Annotated in this window: 10 protein-coding genes and 2 pseudogenes; 6 read left to right on the top strand and 6 right to left on the bottom strand. The window is 74.5% G+C overall.

Going from position 1 to position 12,986, the window contains the following annotated elements:
* Positions 1-575: PucR family transcriptional regulator ligand-binding domain-containing protein (locus EBN88_RS23630; protein ID WP_199742459.1), on the bottom strand; the 575-nt coding region annotated here is incomplete at its 3' end.
* A gap of 114 nt (positions 576-689) precedes the next feature.
* Complete coding sequence (locus EBN88_RS23625) at positions 690-3,068, bottom strand: ATP-binding protein (RefSeq protein WP_147472817.1); 2,379 nt, start codon at positions 3,066-3,068, stop codon at positions 690-692.
* 281 nt (positions 3,069-3,349) lie between these two features.
* Here EBN88_RS23625 and EBN88_RS23620 point away from each other — a divergent pair, with 281 nt between their 5' ends.
* Together EBN88_RS23620 and gabT are read left to right on the top strand one after the other, a co-directional pair.
* Entirely contained in the window at positions 3,350-4,705 is a 1,356-nt protein-coding gene (locus EBN88_RS23620) for an ABC transporter ATP-binding protein (RefSeq protein ID WP_122399091.1), read from the top strand.
* Positions 4,706-4,850: 145 nt separating this feature from the next.
* The gene (gene gabT / locus EBN88_RS23615) at positions 4,851-6,212 is read left to right on the top strand and encodes a 4-aminobutyrate--2-oxoglutarate transaminase (RefSeq protein WP_122399090.1); all 1,362 of its coding nucleotides are present in this window, start codon (positions 4,851-4,853) and stop codon (positions 6,210-6,212) included.
* 105 nt (positions 6,213-6,317) lie between these two features.
* On the opposite strand, the pseudogene EBN88_RS32770 reads toward gabT, so the two are convergent.
* The 3 genes and pseudogenes from EBN88_RS32770 to EBN88_RS32450 form a co-directional block, all read right to left on the bottom strand.
* A pseudogene (locus EBN88_RS32770) lies at positions 6,318-6,392 on the bottom strand (DUF5710 domain-containing protein); the annotation flags it as partial.
* A 53-nt stretch (positions 6,393-6,445) separates the two neighbouring features.
* Positions 6,446-6,964, bottom strand: coding sequence for a hypothetical protein (locus tag EBN88_RS23610; protein ID WP_233580881.1), 519 nt, complete (start codon positions 6,962-6,964; stop codon positions 6,446-6,448).
* A gap of 179 nt (positions 6,965-7,143) precedes the next feature.
* Positions 7,144-8,112 (bottom strand): hypothetical protein, encoded by a 969-nt coding sequence (locus tag EBN88_RS32450; protein ID WP_147472816.1) that lies wholly within the window; start codon positions 8,110-8,112, stop codon positions 7,144-7,146.
* 142 nt (positions 8,113-8,254) lie between these two features.
* Between EBN88_RS32450 and EBN88_RS23600 the strand changes: the two genes are divergently transcribed.
* Both EBN88_RS23600 and EBN88_RS23595 read left to right on the top strand, forming a co-directional pair.
* A complete protein-coding gene (locus EBN88_RS23600; protein WP_122399088.1) occupies positions 8,255-9,331 on the top strand; it encodes an adenosine deaminase in 1,077 nt (358 codons plus the stop codon).
* The gene (locus tag EBN88_RS23595) at positions 9,319-10,020 is read left to right on the top strand and encodes a glycerophosphodiester phosphodiesterase (protein WP_122399087.1); all 702 of its coding nucleotides are present in this window, start codon (positions 9,319-9,321) and stop codon (positions 10,018-10,020) included. Before EBN88_RS23600 ends, EBN88_RS23595 begins: the two co-directional genes overlap by 13 nt.
* Before the next feature lie 42 nt (positions 10,021-10,062).
* Here the strand turns inward: EBN88_RS23595 and EBN88_RS23590 are convergent, their stop codons facing one another.
* The gene (locus EBN88_RS23590; RefSeq protein WP_122399086.1) at positions 10,063-11,496 is read right to left on the bottom strand and encodes a gamma-aminobutyraldehyde dehydrogenase; all 1,434 of its coding nucleotides are present in this window, start codon (positions 11,494-11,496) and stop codon (positions 10,063-10,065) included.
* Positions 11,497-11,825: 329 nt separating this feature from the next.
* Between EBN88_RS23590 and EBN88_RS23585 the strand changes: the two genes are divergently transcribed.
* Positions 11,826-12,554: an ABC transporter ATP-binding protein gene (locus EBN88_RS23585; protein WP_122399085.1), complete on the top strand. Its 729-nt coding sequence runs from the start codon at positions 11,826-11,828 to the stop codon at positions 12,552-12,554.
* Positions 12,536-12,986 (top strand): annotated as a pseudogene (locus EBN88_RS23580) (hypothetical protein); the annotation flags it as partial. The gene EBN88_RS23585 and the pseudogene EBN88_RS23580, both read left to right, overlap by 19 nt.

Raw genomic sequence — 12,986 nt, 5'->3', positions numbered from 1 at the left:
AGCCCGGCCCGCCGCGCGGCCCAGCCGGGCGCGACCGCCGTCACCGCGCCCGACCGGTCGTAGAGCGCGGCCCAGCCACCCACCTGGGTGGCCAGCCGGCCCAGCAGCGCCTCCGGCCCGTCGGGCGCGAGCGCGGCCCGCGTCAGCTCGCGCTGCGCGGCGAAGCCGGCCGTGACGGTGCGGTACTGCTCGGCGGCGATGGCCGCCGAGACGGCCTTGCTGATGGCGATGAACGGCGTCGGGCGGGGCACCTCAAGCAGCGGCAGCCCGACCTCCCGCACGGCGGCCAGCAACTCCGGTGTCACCTCGGGGTGGTTGACGCCGATCCCGAAGCCGAGGCCCACCACGCCGGCCCCGGCCAGCCGCGCCACATAGGCGCGCATCTCCTCGGCGTCGGCCACCGGCAGCTTCAGACCGATCGTCAGCAGCAGCTCCCCGCCGTCCAGATAGGGCGTCGGATCGCTCAACTCGCTGGTGTGGGCCCAGCGCACCTCGGTGTCCAGCCGTTCCTCCCCCGACAGGACCCGAAGCCGAAGCGCTGAGTGGTGCACGAGGGCGGCGAGAGTGGGGCGCATGGATCACCTAGGGCCGGCGGGGCGCGACATGAGGAACCGTATCGTGGCCGGTCACACCGCCCCAGGGGGCCTGGAGCGGTATCGGCCACCCCGCCGCGGCGCGCGGCCGCGCCCTCAGCCAAGGCGCACCAGCACCGGGGGCCCCGGCTCGCCGGCGGCCGAGGTCGTGGAGAGCACCGCGTGCCTCGGCGGCACCCGGTGCGCCAGCTCGGACGCCGACCAGCGCTGCCGCTCCACCTTCCGCACGGTGATGGAGTCCGTCGTGGTGTCCCGGCCGGTGAACAGCCGCCGCACCCCGCGCACCGTCTTGCGGACGATGCCGCCGGTGCGGTCGGGCGTCCTGGTGATGTCCTGGTCCTCGGTCCACGCGGTGCCCCAGACGTGCGCGAAGTGCTCCGCGTCCCAGGTGGTGATCCCCGCGAACGCCATCCGGCAGCCCACCGCGCCCAGCAGCCCGGCGCGCAGCTCCGACGGCACGTCGTCGAGGGTCCGCAGCGCCAGCACGGCGCCGGCGTTGGCGCCGCGCAGCTGCGCCAGACCCCGCACGGTGCCCTGGGTGACGGCGGCGGTCGCGTCGTCCAGCACCAGCGTCGCGAAGAGGGAACGGTCGGGGCGGTTGACGACGGCGGACGTGAACTGGGCGAGCAGCAGCCGGGTGATGATCCGCCCGGCCTCGGTGTGGCCGGTGGCCGGCAGGTCGATCCGGACCCGCAGCGGGTGCGTCAGCGTCGCCATCGAGAACGGCCGGGCCGCCGCCTCGACGGAGAAGCCGGCCCGGTCCAGCACCGCCAGCCGGTCGGCGAGCCGCTGGCCCGGGTCGTCGGGGCGGGCGGCGGCCCGTTCCCTGGCGTCGAGTTCGCGCTGCTGGTGGTGGGCGCCGGCCAGCGCCAGATCCTCGCGGAGGCTGGCCAGCAGCGCGGGCGCCCCGTCCAGCATGGCGCGCAGCTCGGGCACGCCGGGCAGCCGGCCGTAGGCCGCGTGATAGGGCCCGATCAGCTGCACCAGCGCGGCGGCGGCCTCGCGCGTCTCGGCCTGGGTGCCGCCCAGCAGCGCCTCGGCCAGCAGCGCGGCGGCCTCGTCGGTGTCGTGCGCGGCGCCGTAGAGCGCGAGTTGGTGGGTGCTGCTCTGGTCGCCGACCCGCACCACGATGTCGAAGGCGGCGTCGGGTCCGAGCCCGCTGTTGGCGCTGCCGACCGCGACCACGGCGGCCTGCCCGGCCAGCGCCTGGAGGCAGAGCGACTCCACGACGGGCCGCACCACCCGCCCGGTCTTGCCGGCGCCGGGCGGGCCAACGGCCAGCAGCGAGGTGTTCAACAGGGCCGGGTCCAGGGCGATGTCGACGCCCCGGTACTCGTGCGCGTTGCGCTCCTCGTCCACGGCGGTGCCGATCCGCACCTGGCGGGTGAGCAGGTCGTGTTGGGCGGCGCGCACCGGCAGGTCGCGGTCGCCCGAGGGGTGGACGAACGCGGCGGCGCCGTCCCGCCGCACCGCCTCGTCGAACGCCGGCAGCTCCGTCGGCCTGGCCACCACGGAGCGCCAGGCGTGCTGGATGCGGGCGTAGTCGAGGTCGCCCATGGTGCCGTCGTCGACCTCGGCGAGCAGCCGTTCGGCGGCGGCACCCGCGCCGGCGGCCCGAAGCTCGGTGAACTCCGTCAGCCGCGCCACCTCGGCCCGTTCCCGCGCGCTGCCGGCGACGTCCCGGCCGGTGAGCCGGGCGGGCGGGAAGCGGCGCCAGACCGCACGCCAGTCGCCGAGGGCGCCGAAGAGCAGCACCAGGAGCAGGGTGTAGAGGACGTAGTAGATGTTGTAGGCGACGGTGTAGGCCGTCATGGGGTGGCCCCAGTCGTCGGGCACGGCGCCGTAGAACGGGTCGAGCCAGAACATCCAGGTGCCGTTGAAGCTCAGCCGCCAGACGGCGTAGGCCGCGACCAGCGCGGCCGCCGCCCGCACGGTCACCTTCCGGTCCTGGACCTCGATGTCCGGCCGCCCCGACCACGCGCGCAGCACGGTCGGTCGCCAACGCCGCCACAGCCGGGGCGCGTTGCCCAGCCGGCCGAAGGCGCACACCAGCACGACCAGGAGCAGCAGCTCGTAGAGGTAGGGGACGGCGACCCGGGCGCCGCGCGCCTCCCACGACGCGACGCCCAGCCAGTCCAACGGCTCGGTCACCCAGCCGAACACGAAGACGTCGTTCGCGTACAGCGACCACACCAGCCACCCCGTCAGCGCCGCCAGCAGCGCGCCGCCGTGCAGTTCGCGGTCGCTGAGCTGGTCGGGGTCCTCGGGCGGCCTGGGCACATGGCCGGGCCGCCAGACGCCGGGGCGCGCGGCGGGGCGCGGGACGCGCAACCACCGCTTGAGCGGCGGGAGTTCCGCCTCGTCCGCCGGTGCTCTTGGCGCCGGAGGCGCGGCCTGCGGTGGCGGAACCACCGGCGTGCCGCCGGGCGTCTCCTGGGGCGTGCGCCATGGTTCCCGGGTGCCGTCGCTGTTCACGGTCCCATGATGCCAAGCGCCGTGCCCGGCGCGCGGGTTGACGTCGCGTCGCGACCGCCGCGCGGGCCCGCGTCGGGCCCCGGGAGGCCGCGCCGGCGCCGCCGCCGCCCGGGCCGGGGAATATGCGAGGGGGCAACTTGTGCAAAACCGTTCCGCTGGGACATCTGGTGCGCTACTTTCCTGGCTCACCTCTTTTCCTGACGCACCCCTGACACATCCCTGACACACCCCTGAAGTACCTGACTCACCCCTGACTCAAGAACATCCACGGGCGGAACGGCATGACACGCGCCATCTCCCTGCGAGACGTGACGAAGATCTATCCACGGGACGTGGTGGCCGTGAACCGGCTGTCGCTCGACATCTCCCCCGGCGAGTTCGTGGTCCTGCTCGGCCCCTCGGGCTGCGGCAAGACGACGGTGCTGCGCATGATCGCCGGTCTTGAGGACATCACCTCGGGGGAACTGCTGCTCGACGGCGAGCTGGCCAACGCGATACCGCCCGGCGAACGCCAGCTGGCGATGGTCTTCCAGCACTACGCCCTCTACCCCAACATGACCGGCGAGCAGAACATCAGCTTCCCGCTGAAGATCGAGTCCCCGGGCCGCGACACCACCAACCAGGTGCGGGAGACCGCCCGACTGCTGGGCATCGAGGACCTGTTGGACCGGCTGCCGGCCCAACTCTCCGGCGGCGAACGGCAGCGGGTCGCGATGGGCCGCGCCATCGTCCGCCGGCCGTCCGCGTTCCTGCTCGACGAGCCGCTGTCCAACCTCGACGCCAAGCTCCGCACCCGGCTGCGCGCCGAGATCGCCACGCTCACCCGGCATCTCGGCGTCACCACCGTCTATGTGACGCACGACCAGGCGGAGGCGATGTCGCTGGGCGACCGGGTGGTGGTGATGCGGGACGGCGTGATCCAACAGATCGGTGCGGCGAGGGAGGTGTACCAGCGGCCGGAGAACGTTTTCGTCGCGGCCTTCGTCGGCACCCCCAGGATCAACCTGCTGCGGGCCACCGTGCACGCGCCGCTCGACGGCCGGCTGAACATCGACTTCGGCACCCAACGCATCCAACTCCCGCAGCCGCTCTCCCCCGACCACCAGATGCTGCGGGTGCAGATGGGGCGGGAGATCACCGTGGGGCTGCGCTCGGAGGCGGCCAGGATCGCCACCCCGCAGGAGATGCGCCCGACGGAGGCGCTGCTCAACGGGGTGGTGCAGCACGTGGAGTTCCAGGGGCACGAGTCGCTGGTGCATGTCTCGACCGGCGCACACCCGGCGCGCGTCGAGGGCCTTGAGGCGCCCCGCCCGCCCGCCGAGCGCCGCGCGCGGGGGCAGCGCGGCGGGCGGAAGGCGCCGCTGCGGCGGCTGGTCGGGCGCTACCTCAACCGGAGCGAGGACGCCGAACGGCCGGAGGCCGGGCGGCGGAACGAGCCGCCGGTGGCGGCCCCGCCGCCGCCCACCGCCGCCGGCCGGATCACCGACGGCCTGGTGGTGCGCACCAGCGCGGACGCGCAACCCCGGCTGGGGGAACGCGTTCCGCTGCTGATCGACCTCGACCAGATGTATGTCTTCGACGAGGACGGCCAGCGCATCTGCCCCGCGCCGCCCCGCAGCCCCTCGTTCTCCCGCTGAGGGGTTCCTCCGGCACGTGCCGCACGACGAAGTGGCCAAAACCGCGCGCCGCCCGCTCCGTGGTGGTGCGTGCCGGCCGCGCCGGGCAGCCCCTAGCCTGCCGGGGAGTGCCCGATGCAGCCCCTTCGCGACGAGGAGTCCACTCATGAGCGACCCGACGACCGAACTGACCGGAGGACCCGCACTCCCCCAGAAGCGCCGGCTGGTCACCGAGATCCCGGGGCCGCGCTCCGTGGAGCTGATGGCGCGCAAGCGGGCGACGGTGGCCAACGGGATCGGCACCGTGATGCCGGTCTTCGTCCGGCGGGCCGGCGGCGGGATCGTCGAGGACGTGGACGGCAACGCGCTGATCGACTTCGGCTCGGGGATCGCCGTCACCTCGGTGGGCAACAGCGCCGAGGCCGTGGTGCGCCGCGCCACCGAGCAGCTGACCCGGTTCACCCACACCTGCGCGATGGTCACCCCGTACGAGGGGTATCTGGAGGTCTGCGAGGAGCTGGCCCGACTGACCCCGGGCGACCACGCCAAGAAGTCGGTTCTGCTCAACTCCGGTGCCGAGGCGGTCGAGAACGCGGTCAAGATCGCGCGTTACCACACCAAGCGGCAGGCGGTGGTGGTCTTCGAGCACGGCTACCACGGCCGCACCAACCTCACCATGGCGCTCACCGCCAAGGACATGCCGTACAAGCACGGCTTCGGCCCGTTCGCGCCCGAGATCTACCGGGTGCCGATGGCCTACCCGTACCGCTGGCTGACCGGCCCGGAGCGCTGCGCCGAGGAGGCGGCGGCGCTGGTGATCGAGCAGATCACCAAGCAGATCGGCGCGGACAACACGGCGGCGATCGTGGTGGAGCCGATCCTCGGCGAGGGCGGCTTCATCGTGCCGGCGCGCGGCTTCCTGCCCCGGATCGCGGCCTTCGCCAGGGAGCACGGGATCGTGCTGGTCGCCGACGAGATCCAGTCCGGCTTCTGCCGGACCGGGCAGTGGTTCGCCTGCGAGGACGAGGATCTGGTGCCCGACCTGATCACCACGGCCAAGGGCATCGCCGGCGGGCTGCCGTTGGCCGCTGTGACCGGCCGCGCAGAGATCATGGACGCCGCGCACGTCGGCGGCCTGGGCGGCACCTACGGCGGCAACCCGGTGGCCTGCGCTGCGGCGCTCGGCGCGATCGAGACCATGCGGGACCTCGACCTGCCGGCCAGGGCGCGGCGGATCGAGGAGATCACGCTGCCGAGGCTGCGGGCGATGGCCGAACGCTTCCCGGCGATCGGCGACGTGCGCGGGCGGGGCGCGATGCTGGCGATCGAACTGGTGAAGCCGGGCGGCAAGGAGCCCGACCCGGCCGCGACCTCGGCCCTGGCCACCCACTGCCACCGGGCTGGCCTGCTGCTGCTGACCACCGGCACCTACGGCAACGTGGCCCGCTTCCTGCCGCCGCTGGTGATCGACGAGGCCCTCCTCACCGAGGGCCTGGACATCCTGGAGGCGGGCCTCGCGAAGCTCTGACCCGGGCGCGTGAGCGCGTGAGCGTTCGGGCGGCGCGCGGCGGAGGCGCCTCCGTCGTGTGGGGGGCCTCGCGGGCCGGGACGCGGCGGCCGCGCCCTCGCGGGGCGCGTGCCAACGTTTCGCGGCCGGGTCCCGGCGCGCTCCGGTCCTCTTGGCCATGTCCTTCCCCGCGTACGGCACATCGAGCCGGGGTCGGCCACCGACCGAACTCCCCGACCACGTCCGGCCGTCGGTCACGGAGTCCGGTCGCCGCCCGGGGCCGCCTCCCCGCCCCCCTCCCCGCTCGCCCTCCCGGTCCTGGGCGTCGCGTCGGCGACGAGGGCCGCCGCCTCGTGCATGGCCAACTCCAGCACCGCCGGGTCGTTGAGGGTGCCCGAGCCGTCCGGGTGGACCAGCCAGCGTGCGGCGGGGACCGAGCGGTCCGGGTGCGGGACCACGATCCAACTGCCGTGCCCGGCGGCCCGCACCCCGGTGCCCAGCCATCTTCCGGCCGTGCCGGGCGGCACGAAGAAGCCGACCCGGCGCTGCCCCCGGTCGGCCAGCACCGGGCCCGGCCGGTCGATGACCCTCGCCAGCACGTCGAGCGTCGCCAGCCCCAACACTCCCGGCAGGATCAGCACGTCCCACCGCCGGCCGGCCGGCAGCAGCGCCACGCCCTCCGGGCTGCGCTCCCACTCCCACCGGCAGACCGCCGGCCTCGGTGCCGCCGAGGCCAGCCACTCCAGCGCCGACTGCCGCGTCTCGCCGCTCATCCCGCGTCCCTTCTGCCGCCGGCCCCGGCGTCCGTCGGGGCCCGATGGTTCCTTCGCGGCTGAGAGGGGGGAACGGTCGGATCGTTACGCGACTTCGCCGAACTCGGGCAAGAACGTTTCCCCGGACGCTCGCCGAACTCGCCGCGCGCGCCGCCGACTTCGGCGGCGCGCGGCCGGCGTCAGACGTCGAGGCTGGCCCCCGGCGGCTCGCCGTCGTCGTTGTTCCCTTCGCCTCCGTCGCTCGGCTCGCGGTCGAACTCCCGCTGGCCGGGCAGCGACAGCCACCAGTAGGCCCAGTCGTGGTCGTCGTCGGGCCGGTAGTCGATGGTCAGCCCGCCCAGCCCCGGGTCCACGACCACCACGTAGCTGACGTCGACGGAGGCGCCGTCGGCGACCTCCCCGGGTGCGCCGTCCGCGCGGCGGACGTTCTCGGGCGGCAGCCGGCGGCCCTCGTCGAAGACCCGCATCGCGTCGTCGGCCAGGGATATCTCCCCGCCGGTCTCGTTGGTGAGGGTCAGCGTGATCACGGCCGTGAGCCCGTCGCCCGCCTGGACCTGGGAGGCGTGCACCACCAGCCCGTCGGTGTAGGTCACGTCGTCGCCCGGCTCGGCGAGGTAGTCCGAACCGGCGCTGGTCTCCACGGTCGTGATCCGCGACTCCTCGACGATCAGCACCACGGTGAGCACGGCCGCCACCACCGCGGCGCCCGCGCCGATCCACATCCCGCCGAGCGCCACCTGTCGGTTGGTGGCGGCCCCGCGCTTGGCCCGCCCGGAGCCGATCAGGCCGCAGCCGATGGCGAAGGCACCCAACACCAGGGCCAGCGGGCTCAGGTAGTACGTCCAGCAGAAGCAGGCGGCCACGACCGCGAGCAGCAGCGCGGCGACGCCCGTCGCGTTCCTGGGCTTCGCCGGCGGCGCGGGAGGCCAGGCCAGGGGGCCCTGGTGCGGGAACGGCGGGGCGGCGGGCGGCGGAACGTGGGGGCCCGGCGGGGGCGGCGCCTGCTGGTACGCCGGCGGCTGCCAGGGCGGCACCGCGCCCGGCAGCGGCGTCCCGGGCTGGCCCACCGGCACCGACGAGGGCGGCGGAGTCGCGGGAGCTTCGCCCCCCGGTGGACGACTCGGGTTGGGCTGCTGGTCAGCGGTCACGGCACCTCCACGTTCGCCTCGTCCCAGCCTACGGGCCACGGGCGGCCGCCGTCCCCCGCCTACCATGAGCTGACGTCCACGAGCCGACGTCAACGAGCCGGTGTCCACGAGCCGGCATCCGTGCGCCGACGTCGTCGGCCGAATGTCCGTCTTCCGGGAGGGTGTTGTGTCCCAAGCGCCAGAGGCGACCGTCACAGGTGGCGATCTCGCGACGTTCGTCGCGGGGCTGCCCAAGGCCGAGCTGCATGTGCACCATGTCGGCTCCGCGTCGCCCCGGATCGTCGCCGAGCTGGCCGCGCGGCACCCCGACTCCCGGGTGCCCAAGGACCCCGAGCGGCTGGCGGAGTACTTCACCTTCCGGGACTTCGCGCACTTCATCGAGGTCTATGTCTCGGTGGTGGGGCTGGTCCAGACCCCCGAGGACATCCGGCTGCTGACCTACGAGGTGGCCAGGGACATGGCCAGGCAGCACATCCGGTACGCCGAACTCACCGTCACGCCCTACTCGTTCGGGCTGCGCGGCATCGCGGACGAGGCGATCGTGGAGGCCATCGAGGACGCGCGGGTCGGCGCCGAGCGCGAGCTGGGCGTGGTGCTGCGCTGGTGCTTCGACATCCCGGGCGAGCTGGGTCTGCCGGCGGCCGAGGGCACCCTGCGGATGGCGCTCGGCCAACAGCCGGCGGGGCTGGTCTCGTTCGGCCTGGGCGGACCCGAGAAGGGCTGGCCGCGCGCGCTGTTCAAGCCGTACTTCGACCAGGCGATCGCCGCCGGGCTGCACAGCGTGCCGCACGCCGGCGAGACGACCGGCCCCGAGACCGTGTGGGACGCGCTGACCTCGCTGCGCGCCGAGCGGATCGGGCACGGCACCAGCTCGACGGGTGACCCGGAGCTGCTGGCCCATCTGGCGCGCACCGGCGTGCCGTTGGAGGTCTGCCCCACCTCCAACGTGGCCACCGGCGCCGTGCCCTCGCTGGCCGCGCACCCGCTGCCGGCGATGGTGGAGGCGGGCGTGACGGTGACGATCAACAGCGACGACCCGCCGATGTTCGGCACGGACCTCAACAACGAGTACCTGGTCGCCGCCCGCCTGTTGGGCCTGGACGCGGCCGGCGTCGCCGACCTGGCGAGGAACGCGGTGAACGCCTCGTTCCTGGACGCGGCGGGGCGGGCGCGGCTGCTCGCGGAGATCGACGCCCACCTGGCCTCATGGGTGGCGTGATCGCGGTCGCCCACCGGGGCGACCCCTACCGCGTCCGGGAGAACACCCTGCCGTCCTTCACCTCGGCGGCCGAGGCCGGGGCCGAGGCCGTCGAGTTCGACGTCCGGCTGACCTCGGACGACGTTCCCGTGGTGGTGCACGACCCGACGCTGGAGCGGCTGTGGGGCCACGAGGCACCGGTGGCGGCGCTGTCGGCGGCCCGGGTGCGGGAGGTGACCGGGGGCGGGGTGCCGACGCTGGCCGAGGCGCTGGCGCACTGCGCCGAGTTGGGCGTGCGGGCCGTCCTGGACCTGCCGGAGCGCTCGCCGGACGGCGCCCGCCGGGCGGTCGCCGAGGTGCGGGCGGCGGGTCCGGCGACCCGGGTCTGGTGGTGCGGCGACCCGGGCGCGCTGCGCGCGGTGCGGCGGGCCGACCCGGACGCGGAGATCGCGCTGACCTGGAAGCGCGTCGGCCCGCCCCGGGCCTCGCTGCTGGCCGAGGTGCGGCCCCGGTGGCTCAACTACCCGCTGGGGCGCGTCGACGCGGAGACGGTGCGCCGGGCGACCGACGCCGGCTACGAGGTCTCGGCGTGGACGGTGGACAGCCGGCGGATGATGCGGCGGCTGCGGGACCTGGGCGTGACGATGATCATGACCAACCGGATCGGCGCCCTGCGCTCCGTGCTCGCGGAGGAGCCGAGGAACGGCTGAGCCCGCCGAGGCCCGTGGGGCCCCGGCGCGTTCGGCCGGCTGTCAGAGCGCGGTCATCACGTGCTTGACCCGGGTGTAGTCCTCCAGGCCGTAGGCTGAGAGGTCCTTGCCGTAGCCGGACTTCTTGAAGCCGCCGTGTGGCATCTCGCCCACCAGCGGGATGTGGGTGTTGATCCAGACGCACCCGAAGTCCAGGGCCCGGGACATCCGCATCGCCCGCGCGTGGTCCTTCGTCCACACCGAGGAGGCCAGTCCGTACTCCACGCCGTTGGCGAAGGCGACGGCCTCCTCCTCGTCGGTGAACCTCTGCACCGAGATCACCGGCCCGAAGACCTCGCGCTGGACGATCTCGTCGTCCTGCGCGCAGTCGGCCACCACGGTCGGCGCGTAGAAGTAGCCCCGCTCGCCGACCCGTTGGCCGCCGGTGGTGACCCGGGCGTGGGCGGGCAGCCGTTCGACGAAGCCGCTGACCTTGGCGAGGTGGTCGGCGTTGTTGAGCGGCCCGTAGAAGCAGTCCGGGTCGGCCACGTCGCCGGTGCGGACCTCGGCGGCGGCCTTGGTGAGGGCCTCGACGAACTCGTCGTACCGGGAGGCGTGCACCAGCACCCGGCTGGCGGCGGTGCAGTCCTGGCCGGCGTTGAAGAACCCGGCGTCCCTGATGCCCTCGACGGCCGCGCCCAGGTCGGCGTCGTCGAAGACCACGCAGGGCGCCTTGCCGCCCAGCTCCAGGTGGACCCGCTTGAGGTCGGCGGCGGCGCTGGTGGCGACCTCGGTGCCGGCGCGGACCGAGCCGGTGATGGAGACCATCGCCGGCGTGGGGTGCTCGACCATCAGCCGCCCGGTGTCGCGGTCGCCGCAGACCACGTTGAAGACGCCCCTCGGCAGGATCTCGGCGAGCAGCTCGGCGGCGTGGGAGAGGGAGGCGGGGGTGGTGTCGGACGGCTTGATCACCACGGTGTTGCCGGCGGCCAGCGCCGGGGCGAACTTCCAGACCGCCATCATCAGCGGGTAGTTCCACGGCACGACCTGGGCGCAGACGCCGACCGGCTCGCGCCGCACGAAGGAGGTCAGGCCCGCCATGTACTCGCCCGCGCTCTTGCCCTCCAGCATTCGGGCGGCGCCGGCGAAGAAGCGGATCTGCTCCAGCATCGGCGGCAGTTCCTCCTCCCGCGTCAGCTCCAGCGGCTTGCCGGTGTCCCGACACTCGGTGGCGAGCAGCTCGTCGGCGTGCCGCTCGAAGGCGTCGGCGATGCGCAGCAGCGCCAGCTGGCGGGTGGCGGGCGTGGTGTCCCGCCAGGCGGGGAACGCGGCCTCGGCCGCCGCCATCGCCGCGTCCACGTCGGCCGCGCCGGAGAGCGGGGCCGTGGTGTAGGGCGTGCCCGTGGTCGGGTCGATCACCTCGCTGGTCCGCCCGTCGGCTGCCTCCCGGAACTCCCCGTCGATGTGGTTCCTCACGCGACGCGTCTCGGTGCTCACACCAGCCTCCTGCCTTCCGACTCCTTGGCGTGGAACGCTCACCCTAGCCCTCGGCCCGCCGGCGCGACACCGCGCAGGCGGGAGATCCGCCGCTGACGGGGGCGCCGGGCCGGAAGAATCGTTCATACTCCGATGCCAGGGGGAACTTCTTCCGTTCCACCGGGGGGCGCTGTCCACCGTCCGGAGGATTCTTCGCATCATGCGACGCGTCCGCCGTGGGCCGGCCCGGCCGCTGTGTCAGCGTGCAGGGGTGCCAGACACGGCCGGATGACCCTCGTTCCGGCGAGCGGGGCGACGGCCGGCGACCCCGGCGGAAGGTGCCTTCGGACATGGCCCCACCCGACAACGACGTGCTCTGGGCGCGCGATCTGGAGCACGCCCACCGTGGCTCACCCGCTCTGCTCGGCGTCTCCCTCGGGGTGCGGCAGGGCGAGATCCTCGCCGTCACAGGACCGCGCGGCTCGGGCAAGACCACGCTGCTCGGCTGCCTCTCCGGTCAACTCCGCCCCGACGCGGGCGAGGTGTGGTTCAACGGCGTCCCGCTGCACGAGCTGGGCCAGGCCAGCCGGGACCGGCTGCGCCGGGAGCGCTTCGGCTGGGTGGGCGAGAGCCCCCAGCTGGTGCCCGAGCTGACCGCCTGGGAGAACGCGGCGCTGCCGCTGCTGCTGGCCGGCGTCGGCGGCCGGGAGGCCAGGAGGACGGTGTCCGAGTGGCTGGAGCGGCTCGACGTCGCCGAGTGCGCCCGCCTGCGGCCGGCCGCGCTGCGCCAGGCGCAGCGGCAACGGGTCGCCATCGCCCGGGCGTTGGCGCACAAGCCGGACGTGCTCTTCGCCGACGAGCCGACCGCGCCGCTGCACCGGGCCGACCGCGCGCAGGTGCTGCGCACCCTGACCACGGCGGGGCGCACCCACGCGATCACCGTGGTGCTGGCCAGCCACGAGCCGGAGGTGGCCACCCTCGCCGACCGCTCGGTGACGCTGCTCGACGGGCGGGCGGCGGCCGGCGCGTCCACCGCCGAGGGCAGTAAGGACGAGGTGACATGCTCGCTCTCCGGCTAGCCCGAGGCTCGGACCCGGCGGCACTGGCCCGCCGGCTGCTGCTGGCCTGCGCGACGGCCGGCGTCGGCTTTCTGCTGCTCGCGGCCCTGGCCAGGGCGGCGGCCCACCCGGAGGACGGGCGGCTGGCCGCGCTGCGGCTGCTGTGGTGCGTGGTGCCGCTGGCGTTCACCGCCCAGTTGGCGGTGGCGGTGGCCAGGGCCGACCCGGCCGGCTGGCCGCGCTCGGGGCTGGACGCGGCCGGCATGGGCCGGGCCAGGCTGCCGGTGCTGGCGGCGCTGTCCACGGCGGTGGCCGGCCTGGTGGGCAGCGCGCTGGCGCTGCTGGTCTTCCTCCATCTGCGGGGCGACCTGTCGGGGCTGCCGTTCGACGGGGCGGCCGTCGGCCCGTTGAACGGCGGCGGCTCGCTGCCGCTGGGCGCCGCGCTGACGCTGC

It is taken from the genome of Streptomyces triticirhizae (genome assembly GCF_003696235.1).
GTDB classification, from domain to species: Bacteria; Actinomycetota; Actinomycetes; order Streptomycetales; family Streptomycetaceae; genus Streptomyces; species Streptomyces triticirhizae.
Note: the sequence above shows the minus strand (reverse complement) of the source record. Positions and strands in the feature narration are given on the sequence as shown.

What these genes read in the sequence shown, in the direction of transcription:
- EBN88_RS23620 (WP_122399091.1), top strand. Translation starts at nt 3,350, where the DNA reads ATGACACGCGCCATCTCCCTGCGAGACGTGACGAAGATCTATCCACGG.
- gabT (WP_122399090.1), top strand. Translation starts at nt 4,851, where the DNA reads ATGAGCGACCCGACGACCGAACTGACCGGAGGACCCGCACTCCCCCAG.
- EBN88_RS23610 (WP_233580881.1), bottom strand. Translation starts at nt 6,964, where the DNA reads ATGAGCGGCGAGACGCGGCAGTCGGCGCTGGAGTGGCTGGCCTCGGCG.
- EBN88_RS23600 (WP_122399088.1), top strand. Translation starts at nt 8,255, where the DNA reads ATGTCCGTCTTCCGGGAGGGTGTTGTGTCCCAAGCGCCAGAGGCGACC.
- EBN88_RS23595 (WP_122399087.1), top strand. Translation starts at nt 9,319, where the DNA reads ATGGGTGGCGTGATCGCGGTCGCCCACCGGGGCGACCCCTACCGCGTC.
- EBN88_RS23585 (WP_122399085.1), top strand. Translation starts at nt 11,826, where the DNA reads ATGGCCCCACCCGACAACGACGTGCTCTGGGCGCGCGATCTGGAGCAC.